The organism is Bradyrhizobium sp. MI1.4 (genome assembly GCF_055811315.1).
In genome coordinates, this window is record NZ_JBVVPP010000011.1 from 110,591 (window position 1) to 131,784 (window position 21,194).

General features: G+C 63.7%; 21 protein-coding genes. 11 read left to right on the forward strand and 10 right to left on the reverse strand.

The window, feature by feature from the left end:
• Window positions 1–187: 187 nt before the first annotated feature.
• The 4 genes from AC0L23_RS15540 (at window position 188) to feoB (ending at window position 2,935) form a co-directional block, all read left to right on the forward strand.
• Complete coding sequence (locus AC0L23_RS15540; RefSeq protein ID WP_018454327.1) at window positions 188–376, forward strand: DUF4169 family protein; 189 nt, start codon at window positions 188–190, stop codon at window positions 374–376.
• Entirely contained in the window at window positions 373–627 is a 255-nt protein-coding gene (locus AC0L23_RS15545; RefSeq protein ID WP_018454326.1) for a ribbon-helix-helix domain-containing protein, read from the forward strand. The genes AC0L23_RS15540 and AC0L23_RS15545 overlap by 4 nt, the downstream gene beginning before the upstream one ends.
• Window positions 628–767: 140 nt before the next feature.
• A complete protein-coding gene (locus tag AC0L23_RS15550) occupies window positions 768–1,043 on the forward strand; it encodes a FeoA family protein (protein WP_018454325.1) in 276 nt (91 codons plus the stop codon).
• A gap of 20 nt (window positions 1,044–1,063) precedes the next feature.
• The gene (feoB, locus tag AC0L23_RS15555; protein ID WP_085385115.1) at window positions 1,064–2,935 is read left to right on the forward strand and encodes a ferrous iron transporter B; all 1,872 of its coding nucleotides are present in this window, start codon (window positions 1,064–1,066) and stop codon (window positions 2,933–2,935) included.
• Window positions 2,936–3,104: 169 nt separating this feature from the next.
• Here the strand turns inward: feoB and AC0L23_RS15560 are convergent, their stop codons facing one another.
• Together AC0L23_RS15560 and AC0L23_RS15565 are read right to left on the reverse strand one after the other, a co-directional pair.
• Window positions 3,105–4,766 (reverse strand): hypothetical protein, encoded by a 1,662-nt coding sequence (locus tag AC0L23_RS15560; RefSeq protein ID WP_085385114.1) that lies wholly within the window; start codon window positions 4,764–4,766, stop codon window positions 3,105–3,107.
• Window positions 4,767–5,085: 319 nt separating this feature from the next.
• Complete coding sequence (locus AC0L23_RS15565; protein ID WP_018454322.1) at window positions 5,086–6,261, reverse strand: GAF domain-containing sensor histidine kinase; 1,176 nt, start codon at window positions 6,259–6,261, stop codon at window positions 5,086–5,088.
• A gap of 143 nt (window positions 6,262–6,404) precedes the next feature.
• Here AC0L23_RS15565 and AC0L23_RS15570 point away from each other — a divergent pair, with 143 nt between their 5' ends.
• The gene (locus AC0L23_RS15570) at window positions 6,405–6,902 is read left to right on the forward strand and encodes a GNAT family N-acetyltransferase (RefSeq protein WP_018454321.1); all 498 of its coding nucleotides are present in this window, start codon (window positions 6,405–6,407) and stop codon (window positions 6,900–6,902) included.
• Between the two features lie 15 nt (window positions 6,903–6,917).
• On the opposite strand, the gene AC0L23_RS15575 is transcribed toward AC0L23_RS15570, so the two are convergent.
• The 5 genes from AC0L23_RS15575 to AC0L23_RS15595 all read right to left on the reverse strand — a co-directional run bounded on the left by AC0L23_RS15575 (window position 6,918) and on the right by AC0L23_RS15595 (window position 14,413).
• Window positions 6,918–7,403, reverse strand: a complete 486-nt coding sequence (locus AC0L23_RS15575; RefSeq protein WP_085360657.1) for a YkgB family protein — start codon at window positions 7,401–7,403, stop codon at window positions 6,918–6,920.
• 270 nt (window positions 7,404–7,673) lie between these two features.
• Window positions 7,674–7,916 carry a hypothetical protein gene (locus AC0L23_RS15580; RefSeq protein WP_018454319.1) on the reverse strand — a complete coding sequence of 81 codons (243 nt, stop codon included), beginning with the start codon at window positions 7,914–7,916 and terminating at the stop codon, window positions 7,674–7,676.
• A gap of 58 nt (window positions 7,917–7,974) precedes the next feature.
• Window positions 7,975–9,093 (reverse strand): DUF2336 domain-containing protein, encoded by a 1,119-nt coding sequence (locus tag AC0L23_RS15585; RefSeq protein ID WP_085385113.1) that lies wholly within the window; start codon window positions 9,091–9,093, stop codon window positions 7,975–7,977.
• Window positions 9,094–9,419: 326 nt separating this feature from the next.
• Window positions 9,420–13,043 (reverse strand): AsmA family protein, encoded by a 3,624-nt coding sequence (locus AC0L23_RS15590; protein WP_085385112.1) that lies wholly within the window; start codon window positions 13,041–13,043, stop codon window positions 9,420–9,422.
• Window positions 13,044–13,183: 140 nt separating this feature from the next.
• A complete protein-coding gene (locus AC0L23_RS15595; protein ID WP_085385111.1) occupies window positions 13,184–14,413 on the reverse strand; it encodes a cytochrome P450 in 1,230 nt (409 codons plus the stop codon).
• A gap of 127 nt (window positions 14,414–14,540) precedes the next feature.
• Here AC0L23_RS15595 and AC0L23_RS15600 point away from each other — a divergent pair, with 127 nt between their 5' ends.
• The 4 genes from AC0L23_RS15600 to AC0L23_RS15615 all read left to right on the forward strand — a co-directional run bounded on the left by AC0L23_RS15600 (window position 14,541) and on the right by AC0L23_RS15615 (window position 16,733).
• Window positions 14,541–15,152 (forward strand): TetR/AcrR family transcriptional regulator, encoded by a 612-nt coding sequence (locus AC0L23_RS15600; RefSeq protein ID WP_085385110.1) that lies wholly within the window; start codon window positions 14,541–14,543, stop codon window positions 15,150–15,152.
• A 186-nt stretch (window positions 15,153–15,338) separates the two neighbouring features.
• Window positions 15,339–15,875 (forward strand): hypothetical protein, encoded by a 537-nt coding sequence (locus tag AC0L23_RS15605; RefSeq protein ID WP_085385109.1) that lies wholly within the window; start codon window positions 15,339–15,341, stop codon window positions 15,873–15,875.
• Window positions 15,876–15,934: 59 nt separating this feature from the next.
• Complete coding sequence (locus AC0L23_RS15610) at window positions 15,935–16,288, forward strand: hypothetical protein (protein ID WP_026232714.1); 354 nt, start codon at window positions 15,935–15,937, stop codon at window positions 16,286–16,288.
• A 22-nt stretch (window positions 16,289–16,310) separates the two neighbouring features.
• Complete coding sequence (locus tag AC0L23_RS15615) at window positions 16,311–16,733, forward strand: hypothetical protein (protein WP_018454312.1); 423 nt, start codon at window positions 16,311–16,313, stop codon at window positions 16,731–16,733.
• 76 nt (window positions 16,734–16,809) lie between these two features.
• On the opposite strand, the gene AC0L23_RS15620 is transcribed toward AC0L23_RS15615, so the two are convergent.
• Together AC0L23_RS15620 and AC0L23_RS15625 are read right to left on the reverse strand one after the other, a co-directional pair.
• Window positions 16,810–17,265: a hypothetical protein gene (locus AC0L23_RS15620; protein WP_085360651.1), complete on the reverse strand. Its 456-nt coding sequence runs from the start codon at window positions 17,263–17,265 to the stop codon at window positions 16,810–16,812.
• A 114-nt stretch (window positions 17,266–17,379) separates the two neighbouring features.
• Window positions 17,380–17,868 carry a MarR family winged helix-turn-helix transcriptional regulator gene (locus AC0L23_RS15625; protein ID WP_240543379.1) on the reverse strand — a complete coding sequence of 163 codons (489 nt, stop codon included), beginning with the start codon at window positions 17,866–17,868 and terminating at the stop codon, window positions 17,380–17,382.
• A gap of 119 nt (window positions 17,869–17,987) precedes the next feature.
• Here AC0L23_RS15625 and AC0L23_RS15630 point away from each other — a divergent pair, with 119 nt between their 5' ends.
• Window positions 17,988–18,896, forward strand: a complete 909-nt coding sequence (locus AC0L23_RS15630) for an alpha/beta fold hydrolase (protein WP_473357098.1) — start codon at window positions 17,988–17,990, stop codon at window positions 18,894–18,896.
• A gap of 56 nt (window positions 18,897–18,952) precedes the next feature.
• Entirely contained in the window at window positions 18,953–19,756 is an 804-nt protein-coding gene (locus AC0L23_RS15635; protein ID WP_247475483.1) for an isocitrate lyase/PEP mutase family protein, read from the forward strand.
• Between the two features lie 95 nt (window positions 19,757–19,851).
• On the opposite strand, the gene AC0L23_RS15640 is transcribed toward AC0L23_RS15635, so the two are convergent.
• On the reverse strand, window positions 19,852–21,156 hold the full coding sequence (locus tag AC0L23_RS15640; protein ID WP_247475484.1) for a glycoside hydrolase family 130 protein: 1,305 nt from the start codon (window positions 21,154–21,156) through the stop codon (window positions 19,852–19,854).
• Between the last annotated feature and the right edge of the window lie 38 nt (window positions 21,157–21,194).

Genomic DNA, 21,194 nt, shown 5'->3' on the forward strand with positions numbered 1-21,194 from the left:
ATGTCGCGGCGGGATTGCGTGTTACGTAGCCCCTCCGCCCCCACGGGGCGGAATTCATCGTTTGATGGCCCAAGGGTCGATTGACGAGGACAAGCGAATGGCGATCAAGTCTCATCGGGCGCAATTCGGCGCACAGTTTCTGAATGTTTCATCCTGCCCACGGAGGATCGGATGATGGAGACGCGACATGGCGAACGTCATCAACCTGAATCGTTTCCGGAAGCGCGCCGAGCGGGAAGCCACGGCGAAGCAGGCGGACGCCAACCGAACGAAGTTCGGCCGCACGAAGGCGGAGCGGTCGGCGGAGGAGACGCGCGCGGATCAGGCGAAGACGCACCTGGACCAGCACCGGATCGATTGCGAGGAGCAGCCATGAAGTCGCCCGTCGTGAAACGGTCGATCGTCGTCGCCGGCCACAAGACCAGTGTCAGCCTGGAAGAGGCGTTCTGGAACGGCATGAAGGAGATCTCGGGCCTGCGCAACATGACGCTGTCCGAGCTGGTCGGCGAGATCGACAGCAACCGCCAGCAGGGCAATCTGTCCTCGGCGATCCGCCTGTTCGTGCTCGACTACTTCAAGAGCCGCGCCATGGCCGCCATCCAGGCGGAAAAGGTCCCGGCCCAGTAGCCGTCTTTGCGCCGATCCTTGATGCCGATCCTGGCGCCGATCGCTTCTGTCACGAAGCTGGTACTTTAAAATCACTCTAAGGTGCAGTTTCAGCGACCGAGCGCGCTTGACCTCGATGCCCTGCGTTGAAAATACAGGGCATGACCGACATCCATGATACGCGTCCGCAGATGCCGCTGGGCCTGGCCCAGCGCGGCTATACCGGCGTCATCCAGCACCTTTCCCCCAAGGACGCAGGCTCGGCACTCTCGGACATCGAACTCGAGAGTCGGCTGATCGAGCTCGGCTTCGTCGAGGGCGCGCGGGTCGAGATCCTGCACGAGGGGTTGGTCGGCCGCGACCCGATCGCCGTGCGGGTCGACAGCATCACCATCGCGGTCCGCCGTCGCGAAGCCATGGCCATTATTGTCGCCTGAAGCGACCGGACCCCAATTCCATGGAAGCACCCCTGCTGCATCTCGCCCTGGTCGGCACGCCAAACAGCGGCAAGACCTCGCTGTTCAATGCGCTGACCGGCAGCCGGCAGAAGGTCGCGAACTATCCCGGCGTCACCGTCGAGCGCAAGGAAGGCTTCTTCGTCACGCCCTTGGGACGCCAGGTCTCCGTGGTCGACCTGCCGGGCACCTATTCGCTGCGCGGACGGAGCCCGGACGAGGAGATCACCCGGGACTTCGTGCTCGGCAAGGCCACCGGCGAGATCGTGCCCGACCTCGTGCTGTGCGTGGCGGACTCGACTAATCTGCGCCTGACCATCCGCCTGCTGCTGGAGCTCAAGCGCACCGGCCGGCCGATGATCCTCGTGCTCAACATGTTCGACATCGCGACCCGCCGCGGCATCACTGTCGACGTCGAGCGGCTCGCCAAGGAGCTCGGCGTGCCCGTGGTCACCTCGATCGCGGTGCGCAAGGGCGGCACGGCCGACCTGCTGTCGCTGACCGACGAGATTTCGGCAAAGCTCGCCGCCGAGCCGGGAGAGAACAATTGGCGGGCGCTCAGCGTGGCCGACTTGCGCGCCACCCAGCGCGAAGCCGACCGCATCATCGCCGACTGCGTCAGCCTGCCCAGCCGGCCCGACACCTGGACGGCGCGGATCGACGCGGTCGTGCTGCATCCCGTCGGGGGGCTGATCGTGCTCGCGGCGATCCTGTTCGTGATGTTCCAGGCGGTGTTCGCCTGGGCGCAGCCGCTGATGGAGTTGCTCAATTCCGGCTTCGACTCCCTCGGCGAGTTCGTGCACGCGACCTTACCCGCAGGCCTGCTGCAGAGCTTCCTTCAGAACGGCGTGATCTCAGGCGTCGGCAGCGTCGTCGTGTTCCTGCCGCAGATCATCATCATCTTCCTGTTTATCCTGCTGCTGGAAGATTTCGGCTACATGGCGCGCGCCGCGTTCCTGATGGACCGCATCATGGGCGGCGCCGGCCTGCACGGCCGCGCCTTCATTCCGCTGCTGTCGAGCTTCGCCTGCGCCATCCCCGGCATCATGGCGACGCGCGTGATCGACAACAAGCGCGACCGGCTGACCACGATCCTGATCGCGCCGCTGATGACCTGCTCGGCGCGCATTCCCGTCTACACGCTGATCATCTCCGCCTTCATTCCGGCCAAAGACGTCTGGGGCTTCATCAACCTCCAGGGCCTCGTGATGTTCGGCCTCTACGCTGCCGGCATCATCAGCGCGCTGCTGGTCTCGTTTCTCATCAAATTCTTCATGCTGCGCGACTATGCGCCGGCGCCGTTCATGCTGGAGCTGCCGGACTACAAGATGCCGCGGCTGAAATCGATCGCGATCGGCGTCTACACGCGGGCCAAGATGTTCCTGCACCGCGCCGGCACCACGATCTTCTCGATGATGGTGCTGATCTGGTTCCTGGCCTCGTTCCCGCAGCCGCCCGCAGGCGCCACCGAACCGGCGATCGATTTCAGCCTCGCTGCGATCATCGGCAAGGCGCTCGAGCCGCTGCTGGCGCCGGTCGGCTTCAATTGGCAGATCGCGGTCGCGCTGATCCCCGGCATGGCAGCGCGCGAGGTCGCGGTCGCGGCGCTCGGCACCGTCTATGCGATCGAAGGCGGCAAGGAAGCGGCCGAGCAGATCGGCCAGGTGCTGGCGACGAAATGGTCGCTCGCGACCGCGCTGTCGATGCTTGCCTGGTACATCTTTGCCCCGCAATGCGCATCGACGCTGGCCGTGATCCGGCGCGAGACCGGAAGCTGGACCTGGATGGCCGTCACCTTCTTCTACATGCTGGTGCTGGCCTATGCCGCGAGCCTTCTGACCTACAATGTCGCGGTCGCGTTCGGGGCGGGGTAGGCCCCAAACAAAAAACTGCGAAAACAACCCCATGCACAGTAGACGGGTGTTGTGAAATCAATGACTTACACTTGGGCGAAAATCGTCCGGCCGCAGGGCTGCGCCAGTTGCTCCGTCGGGCAAAACAGGAGCATGATGCCATCATCGCCACGACCGACCATATCTGGCGTCAAGCCGGTTTATGCGCCAGCACCGTTCCAATCCGCTCCTTCTTGAGCGCGAACTGCGCGGCCAATGCGAGGCCGAATGCCAGGCAGAACGTCGTCCCAGCCGCAATGAAGCGCAGCTTATTGGTTTCCCAGATTGCCCCCTCCTGTGCCATCAGCGACAGCAGTTGGGGCAGAAGCAACAACACATTGGTTGCCGCAAAGCCGAAGCAATTGAACAGTCGCCACGCGACCGTTCGCATCGAATTGTCGATGTCCGGCAGATCGGAGCAACTCTGCCTGTCGAGATAGTACGAAATATAGACTGTCACGAGCGCCGGCCCGAGGCCCCACCGCAACATCGCAAAGTAAAGGCTGGCAAGGGACATTTCCCGCAAATTGCCCTCGCCAAAGTTATGCACGGCCAACGTCAGACCAGCGGGCCCTACGGCGAGCGCGACCAGGAAGCTCCAGCAATAAGTGGTGAGGTGGGACTGATCTGAATCGCTTCCCAGAGATGACATCGCAAATCGAAGCAAGAGAACGACGACGATTGCCAATCCATAATTGCAAAGCGAATACATGACCCATGCAATCGAGCGATTGGGGTCCTGCGCCCAGACGACGCCTCTGCCTTGCAGCACGTCATAAATCACGGCCGAAATGGTCACGCCCAGATAAACGGAGCAGATCAAGGCAATGATATAGACGATCCAGTACCGTAGCGGATTGTCGTGAATGGGCGCATCGATTTCGATGCCGAATTTGCTGGCCTCATTGCGCAGGTCGATGCGGGAGCCGTTGCGATAGATCAGGTAACACGCGACAAGCCTGGCAAATCGGTTGTAGAGGTCCTTGATCAGTTGCGTGGCCTGGGGCGCAGCAAGGCCCGTCAACGTCCCAGCCTTCCACTGGCTCATCGTCGGCGCCCCCTGCTGGAAGTCTGCCATCAGCTTGTCGAAACCAAAGCTGTCCTCGGTGAAGAAGGTGGCGTCATCTCCGGTGTCGCGTCCCTGCGTCAGCCACCATTTCATGTAACAGATTTCCGCCCACATCCGATCCGGGGTGTTCGGATCCTTGCGGAAGTCCTGATCGACGACATCTGGAGAATTCGCGATGACTTTCGAGAGCACCTCCTGCGGCACACGCAGCGAAAAGCGGATTTGCGCCATGATCTGCTTCGCGAGCTGAGGCACGCTGATCCAGCTCTGGATCACATCGCGCACCATCAGCAGGACGTTCCATTGAGCCTCCTTCGTCAGGAGGAACAGATACACGATCCCCATTGCGGCGACGACGGTCAGGTACGGAGCAGACTGACTTTTCGCAGCCTCTATGAAGGCTACTGGAAATGCAGGAACCAGCGGCGCCAGGGCAATGACGTCGCGGTTCTCATGGATGAGAAGAAGGAAGAAGCCGCATGAGAATACGACAAAGATGAACCCGCCCAATCGATACTGCTGCCGGGTCGTCATGTATCGCGGGAAAGTCGGGACTTCGGCAATGTTGACCGCGCGGCCAAAAGCCTGCCAGGCCAACCGGCCTGCCACCACCAGGCCCAACAACGTGATGGACCAGCGCACCAGCGAAGGAACCAGGTCGGACGCGGCGTCACGGACCTGATCTGCGGAGGCTTGTGTCGATAGTAAAATGGAAATGACAATTCCCAACACGATGCTAGCCATAGCCTGAACTCCCTCTTGAGCGAGATAGTTCGAACGGGCCGCTCTACGCGGAATTAGGCGTACCGTAAATCCGGAGCGACCACGTGTGTGTGAACCAATTCACATCCTCTGGACGTTTTCGTGCAGCTCTCTCTCTGAAGAGGCACAATGCCTTGCCCGCAAGAAAATCGCCGGACCGCATCCGGAAAGAGCCTCGCACAATCAGCGCTATCAGCTGTTCGCCGGTTGCACCGTCGCGCAAAACAGGCGCATGATGGTATTGTCGGAGAATTGGCGCGACGCTTCGTGACGGCAAGCTAGGCCGGCGTAGCACGCCTTCTCAGCCGCGGGCCGGGCTCGCCGGAAACGTCGCGGTGAACACCGTTTCATCTCGCATCGACGACGCGACGATCAACCCGCCATGGGCGCGCGCGATCTCTTGGGCAATGTACAGTCCGAGCCCAAGCCCTTTCTGGTTCGGCAGAACGTCGCCGCGATCGAACGCAGTGAAAAGGCGCGGGATCGCATCAGCCGGAATTGGCGCGCCTTTGTTGGCAACGCTGAGATCAAAGCCAGCGCCGGTCGTCTGCGCCAGCACCCTGATCGGCTTGTCGGCGGCGCCATAGGAAATCGCGTTGCCGAGAAGATTGGACAGCATCTGACCTATGCGGTCGGCGTCGATTCTCACAGGTCCCGGAACGTTGACGACCGTTTCGATGACGCGATCCGGGTGCACGTTCTCGAACTCCGCGACGATTTGCCTGATGACAGGCTCGAGTGGCTGTTCTTTCAACTTGAGCTGCATCCCGGCGCCGAGCCGCGCGCGGGCGAAGTCCATGACATTGTCGATCAGGCCCGCCATCCGGCCCACGCTTCCCTGCAGGAGGTTGATCCAGTTCTTCCCCTCGTCATCGACCTTCTTGTTCAGAAGCCGCAGGCCGCCCTGGATCGAGGCAAGAGGGTTTCGGAGGTCGTGACCGAGCACGGCGATGAACTGCTCGCGCAGTTCCGCATTGCGTTGTTCCAGCGCGAGCCTGTTCTCGATCAGTTCGACGCGCTCGGCCGCGTCGAGATGAGACGCGATCAGCTCGGCAAAAAGCTTGAACATGCCGATGACTTCGGGAGTCCGAAGCTTGCGCGGCTTCGGATCGATCGCACAAAGAGTTCCGAAGAATGAACCGTCGGGCAGAATGATCGGCACGGAGATGTAGCTTTGGAAGCCATATTGTGCAGGCGTGTGATGCTTGCAGTAGCCGGCGTCTTTGCTGACATTCTCGATGACGACCGCCTCGCGGCTCTGCCGGATCTCATGGCAGATCGTGGTCTCGACCTTGAGCTCGTCACCGGGTTTCAGCCCGAACGCAAGTTCGTCACGCGAGGCACATGTGATCCACCTGTCCTCGGTGACGCGGGCAACGGCCGTAAACCCCATGCCGGTGGTCCGGCTGACCACGTCGAGGATGGTCGAGACCGCAGCGATCCCGCTGATCTTGGCTATGTCGCGCTCGAAATCCATTGCCACTCCGCTTGGGAACATTCGCCCCGGGCCGGCCGCCCAACTGAAAGCGCGTCCTTGCAACGGTGAAAAGCACTGCCAGCCAAGTCATTCCGCGTCAATGTTACTCGACGCCCCACCTCGGAAGCGGCTATCTGTTCCCAATGGAACATTTCAGAACGGCGAGGCTCAGCGCCGAAAGGCTTCGTGAAAATCATCTCGCCGACCTCGTCGCGTTGCATCTCGATGCCGAGGTTTCGCGCTATCTCGGCGGCGTCCGTTCGGCGGAGAAGACGAAGACCTATCTCGACGCCAATATGGCGCATTGGGATCAGCATGGCTTCGGTCTGTGGGTGCTGCGAACGAAAGACGGGGCATTCGCCGGGCGAGCGGGCATCAGGCATATCCTCGTGGACGATGTCGACGAGATCGAGATTGCCTACGCGTTCAAGCGCGAATTCTGGGGCCGTGGCCTTGCAAGCGAGACCGCGACCGCACTCACCGATATTGGACTGTTACACCATGAGCTGCCGTCCCTCATTGGCCTGGTCTATGTCGGCAATGGCGCATCGCGCCGAGTTCTGGAGAAGTCCAACTATCTCCTCGAGCGAACCACGTTCCGTCACGGCGAGAACGGCGTCCTCTACCGGATCCGGCGGTGAGAGACGGCCTGACGATCACCCGGTGCGCAGCCGGACAACCGATTGCGGCAGGGAGGCCAGAAACAACACCGCGCAAACGCACAGCAGGACGATGTCCTTGAACAGAAATTCGCCGGTCAGATTCCACGCCATCGGATCGGATGAAAGGCTCCATTTGACCACACCGGGCGTCGTGAAGAAGAACGACCAGGTGATCGCAAAGGTCACCATGCCCATGAATGAACCGAGGGCGGACGAAACCGGGCTGAAGCTGCCTGCCGCGAGCAGCGCCGCAATCACGAATTCAGCGACACCGAGGACATAGGCCTCTCCCCTCAGGCCGAACACCGACAGCCAGGAGATGAACGGGCTGTTGCTGATGAACTGCGCGATGCCCTGCGCAGATTGCGGCGTGAATTTCTGCATGCCAAACGATACGAAGATGATCACCATGACCCAGCGCAGAATGGCAAGAGGACGATAGGAACCGCCCCCGACCTCAGCGACGTTGAACTCTTTCATCCGACCATGTCTCCCCGGTTTCACATCCATCAGCTCTGCGAGACTACGCTCGCTGAAGGCTGTACGAAGGGGAGCTTCGGTCGTTACCCGCGTCGGCCGGTTCCGGAGATCACAGCTGCGTGCGATGCGCGTGTTCGCGGGATGGCCGCCCGGTCTGGGGCTGTCGGCGCGTTAATGTGCCGTTGAAGGAGCGACGGCGGTGCCCTGCGCTCGCAATGACGGTGTGGAAACAGCCGCTATCGCGCGGATGGAGCGGACGCCCGCGGAGTCTTACCTGAAATACCCGAGCACGAGATCGACATCCGCGCTGCCGGCCGCCGTGCCGTTCAGCTCGGCGTCGATGACGCGGCGGCAAGCCTCGATCGCGGCATGGTCGCCGAGGTCGTTGGCGGCTTCCAGCACGAGCCATGCCGCATCGACCGAGGCCTGGTCCGCTGCTCCGCCGCCGATCTCGCCGGCTGCGGCGTTGTTGAGGTTCTTCTTGCGAACTGCGGTGCCGAATTGAGGCAACATTGAAAATACTCCCTGCCAATTCCCGGATGATGCTCGGTGTACCTGTTCGGTGTACCGCTCAGTGCACCTGCAGCTCGGGCTGACGACCCGTGACGGGATCGGTGCCGGTCTTGCGCGATTGGTAGAACTTCAAGACGCTGCGCGAGGTCTCGATCTTGAGCTTGCCGAAATCGCGCTCGTTGTCGTGGAGCTCGCGCGCCGTGATCAGATGATCCTTGGCGCCGAGGAACAGCAGCGACATGGTGGTGTCCCAGGAGAAGTCGAGCGCCTTGCACAGCACCAGGATCATCTCGCGATTGCGGTCCATCATCGCACGCTCGATCACGTCGACCGGCAGCGACGACAACAGCGACAGGCCGATCTGCACCTCGTCGGACCGGTGCTGGCGAGCATAGTTCGAGATCGAGTCCTGGTTGAGGTTGCCCTGCCGGTACTGCGTCGTCACCACGCGCTTGGCAACGAAATAGCTGCGCGAGGACGGGCCGAACTTGGACTGCAGATCGCCGGTGACGTCGCTTACCGAGCTCTGGATCTGCGCCATCATTTCCGGGCGCTCGTGCTCGAGCCGGCGACGGACGTCCTCCGACGCCTTCGAGATCAGTTGCTGGAAGATGTGACGCGGCACGTCCTTGCGCAGGCCAAGCTGCTCGGCGAGAATCGAGTCACCCTCGGCGCGGCGGACCATGTGGAGCAGACCCGAACCTGAAAAGCGCGCGCCCTCGTTTTTGGCGACCGACGTCACGACCTCCTGGTCGCCGCGCTTGACCAGCACGTCGGTGACGGCCTCGCCGATCGACTTGCGCTGGGCGATCGCGAGCAGATGCGACTGGCTCTTGGTCATGGCGCTCTCGACCAGCAGCTTCTCGTCGATACGATTGGAATCGCGCAGCACGGGACCGGCGACCTCGATTTCGTCGGCGATCGCGAGTTGCGCAACGACATTGAGCGGAGCGTGATCGCAGGCTGCCATCACCTCGGAGAGCTGCACCCGTGCGGCGACCTCGATCTCGTCGGCGAGCCGGCCGATGACTTCGCCGAACGTGCTGATCTCGTCGTCGCTGTAGCGACCGGTGATCAGAATGTCGGTCGCATGCCACAACGCCTTGGTCCGGCTTTCGTCGGTGCCGCGTGCGATTGCGTCGTCCAGATCCTGCAGAAGTGTTGTCGCGCCGTTCATCCCGATGACCCCAGTTCTTGGCTGGCCATCCTGCTTGTGCCGGCAGGACGCCGAGTTCCTCTGGGAACAGAGGCTAGGGAACAAACGCGAGAATCCGGTAAAGTCGGCAGATCAGTTTTGCCGCGGAAAATTCGATAAAAAGCGAGAGAATGAGTTTACCGGTACGTCACGAGGAAGCTGCGCCCCCTCTCCCGCTTGCGGGAGAGGGTTGGGGTGAGGGTGTCTCTCCGGCGTCATGGCCGGGCTTGTCCCGGCCATCCACGTCTCACCGCCTGGGACGGAGAACGTGGATGCCCGGGACAAGCCCGGGCATGACGGACTATCGCCTACGGATTTGACGGCGTCAGCACCAGCGGCGGCTTTGGCTTGGGCTTTGCGGGCGGCGGGCCCGGGGCCGGCCTGACGTCGATCGGCGGAGGCAGCGGCGCGATCTGCGTGCTTGCAAGCGGCGGGCTTGGTGCCGCGGGAGCGGCCTGCGGCGCCTTTGGCGTCGGCGCAACCCTGATATCGGACTTGGGCTTCGGCGGCGGCGCACGGCGCGGATCGCGGCCGGGCATCGGCACATCCGTGAGCGACGGCTCCGGCGCCGGTTCGGGCGACACCAGCGTCGGCAACGCGGCGGTGGCCGGCGGCGGCTCGCCGCGCTCGATGGCGTCCAGCCGGCGCGTCTCGCGATCGATCGTGCGTACCGCGAGCCACGACGACAGCGGCCCAAGATCGACGGTGCGATTGAGCCTGTCGGGGGGACCGGCCGCGAACAGCTGGATTTCGGGCGGCGCGCCGGAGAGCCCGGTCATGATCGGCGTCAGGCTGGCACGGATGTCGGCCTGGTCGGCGGGGATGTCGTAACCGCCGGAGACGATGGCACGCGCGTTCTTCGCCTCTAGCGACGTTGCGCCGACGCGCAGGCGCCCGTCCCGGATCGTGAACGGGATCTGCGCCGAGGCCACTGCAATCGGACCCGCCGACAGCGCGGGCTCGACCAGCTGCCGCAGCCGATTGTCGTCGGCAATTTGGCCGCCGTCGCTGGCGCGGATGGCGATTTCGAAGGCGCGTGGATTGAGGCCGGAGATTTCAGCGGATTCGAGCGTCACCGTACCGTTGCCGGCGAGCGCACCGGTGAGCGCCGCGACGCTACGGCCCTGGCTGGTCAGCGCCATCTGCGCCGAGGCTCGTCCCTTCGGCAGCGCGAGGTCGCGGTAGCGCAGCGCCGCCGCGTCGACATTGCCGAGCTCGATGCGCGCGTTGAGCGTCAGACCATTGGCGCCATTGCGCGCATCAAGGCTCGCCGACATCTCGCCGCCGCCGACGCCGCCCTTCATTGCGTCGAGCGCGAGCGACTGACCGTCGCTCCGGACCGTACCGCCGAAGGGGCGCAGCTCGATGCCGCCGGGCAACGTGCCGTGCAACGCCTGGAAGGCGACGCGGCCGCGCCAGCCGCCGAGAAGCCCGGCACTCAGCGGCGCATTGGCATCGTGTCCGGCCGCGCCGATGGCCATCGCGAGCGCGGGCACGAGGTCGAGCGTATCGAGGCCGACTTCGCCGTCGACGGTCTTCTCCTGATCGAGCGTCACCGCCAGATGACCGCGCAAATGCGAGCCGGCCAGGGTGCTCTCGAGATCGTTGAAGGTCAGGCGGTTGCCGGAGAGGCCGACGCGCGAGGACAGATTGACGCTCTGCACCGATTTATCGGCCGGGCTGGTCCCGAACAGCGGCCCCAGATTGGCGTTGCGCACGCGCAAATTTACGCTGCCTTTCGGCTCCGACAATTCGACGTTGCCTTGTGCGTCCGCATCCAGCCCGCCGCCGCTAAGCTTGGCATTCAATTGCAGCTGATGGCGCCACGCGCCGCTCAAGCGGCCTTCGAACTGCGAAGCGCCCTCGCCTGCGGCCACCACGCGATCGAGCCCGAGCAACGCCAGCAGTGCACTGGCTTGCGGTGTCGCGACTTTCGAGTCCAGCGTGAAGTCGCTGTTGCGCAAGCGGTCGACGTCGATGCCGTTGACGGCGGCCACCGGCGTCTGCGCAGCCAGCGTCGCGGTGGCCTTGAGCTGCGGCGCGTCGAGTTCGAGGACAGCGCGCGCGTCGTTGCGATCGGCGTGCTCGGCGTTCTTGTCGAGGCTGAGGTCGAGCTTCAGGCGGGTCGCACCCGGCAGCGACGGGATGGCGTCGAAGCGCGCGCGCACCGATGGCGCAAACGGCTCGAGCAGTGCAGTGAGATCGCGCAGCGAATTGGCGGAGGATTTCAGCGCGAGCTTGCCCGTGGCCTTGGCGCGGTCGAAGCTGCCACTTGCTTCCGTGGTCACGCCACTGGCCTGGCCGAACCGCAACTGCTCCAGCGAGAGCGATGCGGGGCCGTAGCCGAGTTTCGCGGTGAACGGCCGCAGCTCCTGCCCGGCCGAGATCGCGCGGCCGATATCGAGCGACAGCTTCGCTTCCTCCGGCCATTCGCCCTGCGATCCCGAAAGCGCGCGCACAAAACTTGCGGCCGCATCGAGGTCAAGGCGGTCGGCCTTGAGCTCCGCGTCGATCCGCGAGCCCTTGCTCGCGCCGGTCTGGACGAAAGCGATGCGGCCTTCGACCGCGCCGCCGTCGATCTCGGCCTTCAGCCTGTCGATGGCGAAATGGTTGGCGGCGATGGTCACGTCACCGGCAAGGCGCAGCGGCCGCGTGCTGCGGCGGTTGACCTCGCTGCGGCCCTGGAGCCAGGCCACTAGCGTATCGGGATCGGAGGAATCGACGCTGAGACGGCCGCTGAAGCTGTCGGCACCGGGCGTCGCGCCGTTGAGCGAGAGCTGCGTCTGTCCCGGCGCGCGCAGCTCGAGCCGCTGGAAGGTCCAGGATCGTCCGTCGGTCGCAAGCTCGGCCGTGATGTTCTGGAGCGGCCGTGCGCCGAGCATGATCTGGTCGGAGTTGAACTCGATCTGTGCCGGGATCGGCGCCTGCGGGATTGCGGCGAGGCCTGCGCGGAGCGCCGGAAGGATGCGCTGCGGCTCATCCTTGCCGGTCAGCTTGTCGGCATCGACCTGGCGCGCCGACAGCACCGCACGCAGCAGCGGCGAAGCCCCGAAACTGATATCGCCGACGCCGCCGAGCTTCAGCGCGGAGTCTTCGGACCCGAAGCTGGCGTCGACCTGCTCGAACTTGGCGCCGGCCGGATCAGCCTTGAGTTTCGTCGTGAGCTTCCAGGGCATCGGCCCCGCCTCGCCCGGCTTCTTCGGCGCCGGCACGGCGAACGTCAGCGCGCCCTCGAATTTCGGCAGGCGGTTGTCGAAGGCGAGCACGCCTTCGAGATCGGCGAGGATCGCGCGCTCGCCGGGATCGATGTTGAGGTGGAGGCGGGTGGCGTTGCCGTCGGCGCTCGGGCCGGAGGAGACGCGGAACGGATAGCGCACGCCGCTGAGGGCAAAACTGCCGTCGCCCCGGACCGAGCCGGCCAGCGAGCGCACATCGCCGGAGAAAGCGATGTCGTTGAGCTCCAGTGTCGAATGGCTGGCGGCATCATGCAGGGCGATGCGGCCGGTGAGGTTCAGCCGCTCGATCGCCAGCGATGCCAGATTGAAGCTGCCGCTCGCCGTGGACGGCAAATCGACCCGCCCGCGCGCGTCGAGACCGAGATCGACCGCCATGCCGTTGACCGAAAGCTCGGTGGCGCGCCATTCGCCGCGCATCAGCGAGCTCAGGCTGAATTCGACGTCGAGCTTGTCGGCGCGCAGGCGGCCGAGATCGTTGTTGCCGCCGAAGGTGACCGCGCGCAGCCGCAGCGTCGGCGCCGGCAACAGCCGCGCGTCGAGCTCGCCCGCCACCCGCACCGGCACGCCGATGATCCTGCCGGCCTCTGCTTCGAACTGGGGCCTGAACTGGTTCCAGTCGACGAAGTACGGTCCGATCAGAGCGGCCAGCAGCGCCAAGATAAAGGCAATCGCCAATCCGAGCAGCGTCGTCTGCACGGGTCTCCCCTCGGCCAAACCGGATGCGGGCCTTGCCTGAGCCGCAGGGCCTCAGACGTACCGGAACAGCCCCTTATATAGGGGGAAGTGTGGCGAAGTCACAGCGACTGTTGCGCGCGGAGGTTAACGCCGGCGAGCCATCACCAGCTCGCAGGCAGCCGCTTCAGGCCGCGCAGCACGAAGGTCGGCCGCCATTCGGGGTTTTCGACGTCGTCGATGCGCAGGTCGGGCAGCCGACGCAACAGCGTGGCGATGGCGATCTCGGCCTCGAGCCGGGCCAATTGGGCCCCCAGGCAGAAATGGATGCCACCGCCGAACGACAGCGGCCTCACATTCTGGCGGGTGACGTCGAGCCGGTCGGGGCGGTCAGGATAGACCGCCGGGTCGCGGTTGGCCGAGCCCAGCAGGCAGAGCACGGTCTCGCCCTTGGGGATCTTGGCGCCGCCGAGATCGTCGATATCCTCCAGCGCGACCCGCCCGGTCATCTGCACCGAGGAATCGTAGCGCAGAAACTCCTCGATCGCGCCCACCATCAGGTCCGGCCGCGCCTTCAAAAGCGCGAGCTGGTCCGGATTCCGATGCAGCGCCAGCAGGCCGTTGCCGATCAGATTGACCGTGGTCTCGTGGCCGGCGCCGAACAAAAGGATGATGTTGGCGGTCAGTTCCTCGTTGGTGAGCTTGTTGCCGTCTTCCTCGGCCTGCACCAGCTTGGTGATGAGATCGTCGCCGGGATTTCTGCGACGCAGTTCGAACAGCTGCTGGAAATACATCTGCGCCATCATGTTGCCGGCGTTGCCCTTGGCGATTTCCTCCGGCGACAGCGGCACGGGATCGAGCAGCCGTCCGCCATCGCGCGAGCTGTTATAGAAAGTCTCGCGATGGTCCTCGGGGATGCCGAGCATGTCGCAGATGATGGTCACAGGCAGGCGGAAGGCGAAGTCTTCGATCAGGTCCATGTGGCCGCGGTCGATCACGGCATCGATGGTCTGGTCGACGATCTCCTGGATGCGTGGCCGCATGTCCTCGACGCGGCGGGCGGTGAAGGCCTTCACGACGAGGCCGCGCAGGCGGGTGTGGTCGGGCGGATCGGCCTGCAGCATCCAGTGGCTCATGCTGCGGAAGACCGGCTCCTCCATGATCTTTTCGCTATAGCGGCGCCTGGAGCGCTCGACGAAATCCTTGCCAAAACGCTTGTCGCGCATCACGAGGCTGACATCGGCATGGCGGCTGGCGACGAACTGGCCGAACGGCGTCACGTGAATCGGGTAGATCGCGCGGAGCCGGTCATAATGCGGATAGGGATCGCGGATGAAGTCCGGCGACAGCGGGTTGAACAGCGGACCGCCGGTGCCCTGCACGTGCTCGTTCATGGTGACCTCATATCGGTTGCCGCATGAATCGCATACGCCGCAGCCCCTCTTGCGCAGCGTAACCATCCCGGAATTATCAACTCGATACATTGTTGTATCGAGTTGCATTTTGCCCTAAACTGCCCCGATGTCAAGGGTGAGAACTAGGCCGACCAGGGACGACACGCGCGACAGGCTGTTCGAGGCGGCGGCGCGCGTGTTCGAGCAGGACGGCATCGGCGGCGCCAGCATCGAGGCGATCGCGGCGGCGGCCGGATTTAGCCGCGGCGCGTTCTATTCCAACTTCAAGAGCAAGGACGAGCTGATTATCGCCATGCTCGAGGACCATGTCGCGCAGTCGATCCGGCGCAACATGGACATCCTCGCGCAGCACGACAATCTCGACGACTTCATCGCGGCGCTGAAGGCGATGGATCGCACAAGGCAGGATCCGCTCGGCCGCTCGCCGCTGCTCCACATGGAGATGATCCTGTTTGTCGCCCGCGCCGAGAAGCGCCGACCGGAGCTTGCAAAGCGCCTGCGCGCGCGGCGCAAGCTGGTCGCCGACATCATCGAGGCAACGCTGAAGAGCAACGCGAAGGGCGACACGCTCAATCCCCCCTGGATGGCCTCCGTCGTGCTGGCATTGGAAGACGGCTTTCGCCTGCACCGCCTGATCGATCCGGAGACGACGCCGGCCGACAGTTTTCTGCGCGCGATCACGGATCTGCGGCGCAGGACGGGATTGTCGTTGAAGTAGCGTTTGTTTTCTTCAGATCGTCGCGCTTCGCTGTTCCCGCTCGGCATCGGCGCGCCGCGCCGCTGGAACCTCGTCGCAATTCTCGCGCGCATTTCCACATCCTCATACCGATCCAAGGAACGTTTCTGCAGCTTGCCACTTTATCCCGTGCCTGTTTTGGCAATTTGATCATTCGAGGAGACAGCGATGAGGATTCTGAAATTGTCTGCGGCCGCAGCTGCGCTGCTGGCCGGTACCGCGCTCGCCGTGGCGCAGTCGAGTTCGACGGTCGGCACTGGCGGGTCGTCAGCCGGCGGTGGCACCAGCAACTCGACCGTAGGCACGGGCGGTTCATCGGCGGGTTCGGGCAGCGGATCGGGCTCGGCCTCGACGCTTGGCACCGGCGGCTCGTCGGCGGGCGGCGGCACCAGCAGTTCGTCGATCGGCACCGGCGGCTCCGCCGCAGGCTCCGGCAGCGGCTCAGGCTCGGCCTCGACGCTCGGCACCGGTGGTTCGTCGGCGGGTGGCGGCAAGAGTTCGTCCAGCGTCGGCACCGGCGGCTCTGCGGCAGGCTCCGGCTCCAACTCGGCATCGACAGTCGGCACGGGCGGCTCGTCGGCCGGCGGCGGCAAGAGCGGCTCGACCGTGGGAGCGGCCGGCTCCTCCGCGGGACATGCCAGCGACATGGGCAGGGAAAAGGGCAAAGGCCACCACAAGGACGAGATGAAGAAGGACAAGGACTGACATCCGGCCGGCGGAGCGGCAGCAATGCCGCTCCTTCGTCCTTCCTGAGGAGGACTGGCATGAACAGACCAATCGTTGCGATCGCAGTTTTGACTTTGATGAGCAGCGCCGCTGCGGGGGAAACCATGCAGAAAACCGGCAAGACCGCGTCCGGCGAGACCTGCCGGGTCACGGTGGAAAAACATCCCGACGGCAGCATTACCGCGCTGGGGTCATCGGGTTCGGGCACCACCGGCTCGACCTCATCGAGCGGCTCGCTGTCGAGCTCTAGCTCGGCCGGCGGATCGTCGGTGCACGTCCAGGCCGGTGGCGGCAACGTGTCGAGTTCGTCCTCGACGGCCGGCGGCCCGGGTTCGACCAGCGCGAGCACCGTCACGGTCAACGGCTGCACCATCTCGACATCGTCGCCCTAGCAAAAGGATTTCACAGATGAGAATGTTGATCGCGACCTCGTCGGTCGCACTTCTGCTCGCCGCCGCCTCACCGTTGTCGGCGCAAACCAGCATGACCGGCGGCACTGGGGGCTCGGCCGCGGCCGGCGGCACCTCGGCCAGCACGCTCGGCACCGGCGGCACGTCGACGTCGGGCTCCGGACAGACCGGCTCGTCGATTGCAGCGGGCGGCAGCGCCGCGTCTGCCAACGGCAAGGCGCAGTCCGGCACCAGCATGAACAAGGGCAACGGTCCGGTGCTCAATTCCAATGCGCGCGCGCAGGCGCATGAGGGTGGTACGTTCAGCCGCTCCCACACCCGCACGAAAGTCAAGGCGGGCGAGGAGGTCGGGTCGACCACCAAGACCATGTCGCACGTGCCGGGCTCCAAGCCGACCATGTCGACGACATCGACCAACGTGCGCTGAACCATCCTCACGAGACTGCTGCCCGCAACCTGCGGGCAGTTTTTCTTTGTGAGCAGGTTGTTCGTTGGTGAACGGATCAACCGCCGCTCAGCGTGCGGCTGACGCGGGTCACGAGTGCATCCCACTGCCGCTTCTCGGCGGCCGGATAGTTGATCAGCACGCAATGCACGTAGCGGCGGCCAAAGTTGCAGCGGTCGTACCAGATCTTGCCGCCCCGGGTGCTGGAGACCACGAAGAAGCGCGGCGTGATGCGCTTGTAGGTGATGCCGGGCGGCGGATTCTTCCGCGCCAGGAAAGCGGCCGGTGAGCTGCCGTCATTGGGAACGGCCTGCACCGTCAAATCCGCACGGCCGTCGCTGGTCCGGTACTGCATGCCATAGCCGTCGGGCCGGCCGGCTTGCTCGGTGAAGATGGACGAAGGGATATCGACGCTGGTCCCGGTCTCGGGAATGCGATAGCCGCTCCAGCTGTCCGCGCGGGCGGCAGCCGGAAAGGCAAAGAGCATGACAAGGATGGTGGCGATCTTCTTCATCGTATGGCCCGGCTTTTGCTGGTGGGCCGACAACGTGGGGAAACGCCGGACGTTCCTTTCCGCGATGTGAACGCGCGTTGCGCCCAAGCCGGATGATAGTCTCGAGCGCGCCCGCTAGCGAGCGCGTTTGCCCTTGTCCGTGGGCAAGGGGCAATTCGTACAAGCGCTGTCGTCGCACATGCGGCAGATCGTGAAGCGATCCATCTCGGAGGTATCCTGCCGAGCCAACAACTCATGGAGCAGCGTTTCAAGGCGCTTCGTTTCGGCCGGCGACAGTACATCCAGAAGCGACGCGACGGCCGAAATCCGCGAAGTCATCAAATCGTTGCGGATTGCGGCGCCCTTCGCCGTCAGGTGCAAGGCAACCTCGCGGCCGTCCTGTCCGGGCCGACGTTCGACCAGCCGATCCGACACCAGACGGTCCACCAGCCGGACCGTTCCTGAATGCGACAGGCCAAGGATCCGCCGCAGCTTGTCGTTGGTCATGCCCTGGCCATAGCCGATGACGACCAGTGCCGCAGGGGTCTCGCCACCGCGGCCTATGACCTCGCGCGCGCCCTGCTCAATCCGATCCATGACGGCGAGCGAAAGCGCCCCCAGCAAATTTGCGATTCCAGTTTCCATACGCCGACAATATGTGCGGAGCGCACAAAAAACAACTTGACGATATGTGCACTCCGCACATAATTTGGATCGCAGGCTCGATCACATGGAGAATGACGATGAATACTCGGAGCGCGGCACGACAAGCGAATGCCCAAGCGGATACCAGGGGCACCGAACCCGCCTTGAAATACGTGCAGGCCAACGGCGTGCGCTTCGCCTATCTCGAACAGGGCGATGGCCCCCTGGTCATGCTCCTGCACGGCTTTCCCGACAATGCCTGGTCGTATCGAAAGCAGCTGCAGGTCTTCGCGGATGCCGGGTATCGTGCCGTCGCGCCGTTCCTGCGTGGCTATGCGCCGACCGAGATTCCGGCGGACGGCATTTTCGATCCGATCGCACTGGGCAAGGATCTCGAAGCCCTCATCGCGGCGCTGAGCGACGACGGACAGGCACGCGTCGTCGGCATGGATTGGGGCGGCACCTCGACCCTTCAGGCGCTGGCCACGGCGCCATCGGCAATCAAGGCCGCCGTGGTCATGAACACCGCGCACCCGATTACAATTTCGAGCATCAGACGGGATCCGGAGCTCGTTCGAGCCGTCTTCCACGTCTATTTTTTCCAGCTGCCCGGCGCCGAATCCGCGGTCAATACCGAGGGCCTCCCCTTCGTCGACTATCTCTGGAAGCTGTGGTCACCGACATTCAACAATGCCGAGCACATCCGTTCGATCAAGGAGACACTCAGCTCGCCCGGCACGATGGCCGCGGCGCTGAAATATTACGGAGGCCTGACCGATGCGGGGCTCACGGGCCGGCTGCCGATCAATGACATGCACACGCCGACGCTGACGATCTATGGCAGCAACGATCCGACAGCGAGGTACTCGGTCAAGGAGGAGCCGCTGTTCAAGGGGCCGCACAAGCGGATTGTCCTGCCCGATGTCGGGCACTTCCCGCACCTCGAGCGTGAGGAAGAAGTCACCGGCCTGATCATGGACTGGTTCAAGACGCACGCGCCTGACTGAACGCAGAGGGCGGTGGCCCACAACATCCTTCGATTTTCTAATCTGGAGTGCGCGCAATGGACGCCAAGACACAACATCAATATGCCGAGACCTTTCATGCCCTTCACAGGAAGGGCGATCCGCTCGTCCTGTTCAACGCCTGGGACGCCGCCACCGCCAAAGCCATCGCGAAGACCGCTCCGGCCATCGCGACCAGCAGCGGCGCGGTCGCCTCCGCACTTGGATACGCCGACGGAGAAAATGTCCCGTTCGACATGGTGACTGGCCTCGTATCGCGGATGACTGCGGCCGTGTCGGTTCCAGTCTCAATCGATCTGGAGGCAGGATATGGCGACACCCCGGAGGCCGCCGCCAGATCGGCGACCGAGATTTTGAAAGCCGGCGCCGTCGGCATCAATATCGAGGACGGGCTATCGGGGGGAAAGCGGCAACTGGTCAATCCCGAACTCCATGCCGCCAAGATCAAGGCCGCGCGCGACGCCGCGAAAGATCTGGGAGTTCAGCTATTCATCAATGCGAGAACAGATCCGTTCCTACTGAAATTCGGATCGCCGGACGAGTGCATGAATGAAGCGGCAAGGCGGGCGAAGGTCTATGCCGAGGCCGGCGCCGACGGAATTTTCGTCCCCGGCCTCACCGACCTCGCTCTCATTGAAAAGTTCGTTCAGCTCACGCCTCTGCCGGTCAACATCATGGTGACACAAGGCGTTCCCGCACTTCCGGATCTGGCTCGCGTCGGCGTTCGGCGGGTCAGCCTTGGGCCGTGGCCGATGATGGCCGCGATGCGGATGATCGGACAGGCCGCGGCCGCGGTCGCCGCGACCAAGCAGTACGGCACGTTCCTGCAACCGGATGCCTGAGCCCGGAAATCACCCGCTCGACGCAGTGTTCTGCGCCGACCGCTTCACGCTTTTCCAATCCACCGGATGGATGTCGAGAACGGTCAGCGCAGTTCCTATGCGCTCCTGTCCATGGCCGCGATCAAGGATGCGATCTCGATGGTCGCAAAATTGCAGTAGCTGTCGGAGACCGCGTAGGGGAAGATGATCTTGTCGTGGTGGCGCATCGCGCCGCAAGTGTAGACGACGTTTGGAACATATCCTTCGCGTTCGGAAGGGTCCGGGCGCAATAGTGGCTCGCGCAGGCGGCCGAGCACCTTCGAAGGGTCGTTCTTGTCCAGCAGCGCGGCCCCGATCGAATATTTTCGCAAAGGTCCGACGCCGTGCGTCAGAAGCAGCCACCCGACGTCGAGTTCGATGGGTGATCCGCAATTGCCGATCTGCACAAATTCCCAGGGGTATCGCGGCTTCAGAATCGGCTGGCCGCCATCCCACGTCTGGAGGTCGTCGGAAAAGATCAGATAGAGGTTCTCGTTGTCCTGGCGCGCGATCATCGCATATCTGCCCCCGATCTTGCGCGGGAATAACGCCATGCCCTTGTTGCGCGCGGCACTGCCTTTCAGGGTCGATAGCCGGAACGATACAAAGTCGGACGTCTCGATCAGCTCCGACCGGATCGCCCGTCCGCTATAAGCGGTGTAGGTCGCGTAGTAGATCGTCTCGCCGGCGTTGCTGAAATGCACAAAGCGGGCGTCCTCGATCCCGTTCGACTGCGCTTCAGTGACCGGGAAAATCACCCGCTCGCTCAGATCCTGGCCGGCCGCAAATGTAACATCAATCTCGTCGCCGCCGGCGCCCGATGTCAGCTTGACGAGATCGGGGCTGGATGCAAGGCGCGCCGTCGGGTCGATGGTCACGGTCCCGTCTGCCGCAATAAGCCCCGAGCGAAATGTCAGGGACGACACGTGACCCTCGCCGACGGCACGAAGACTTAGGATGAAGCGAAGGCTGCCTTCCGGCGTTCCGGATTGATCGGGATGCGGCACGATACTCGGATTGAACAATGCCGAGGCCTCGAACGAATATTCGTTGAGAAAATAGGCGCCCGCGAGTTGGCGCTGCACCTGCGTGAATACAGCATGGTCGGCCAGCGCCTCTTCCATTTCCGCGGCGCGTGTCTCGAATATCTGCAACAGGTTGCGGTGACGGCCGAGGAAATTCTCCAGAACGTCGGCCAATTGCCGGTCAGCCGTCTCGGCATCGAGCGCGAGGACCCGTTCGACGATATGGTTGGCGCGGGTCTTGTCCGTCGGATTGAGGTCGCGCGGCTCTGTTGCCGGCTTGAAAGGCCGAACGATGACACGGGTCGGATCAGGCCGCAGCTGAAGGGCTTGACGTTTGAGGAAGGGAGATTGCGACAAGACGGCCTCGATGGGTTGAAGGAGGAAATCGTAATCCT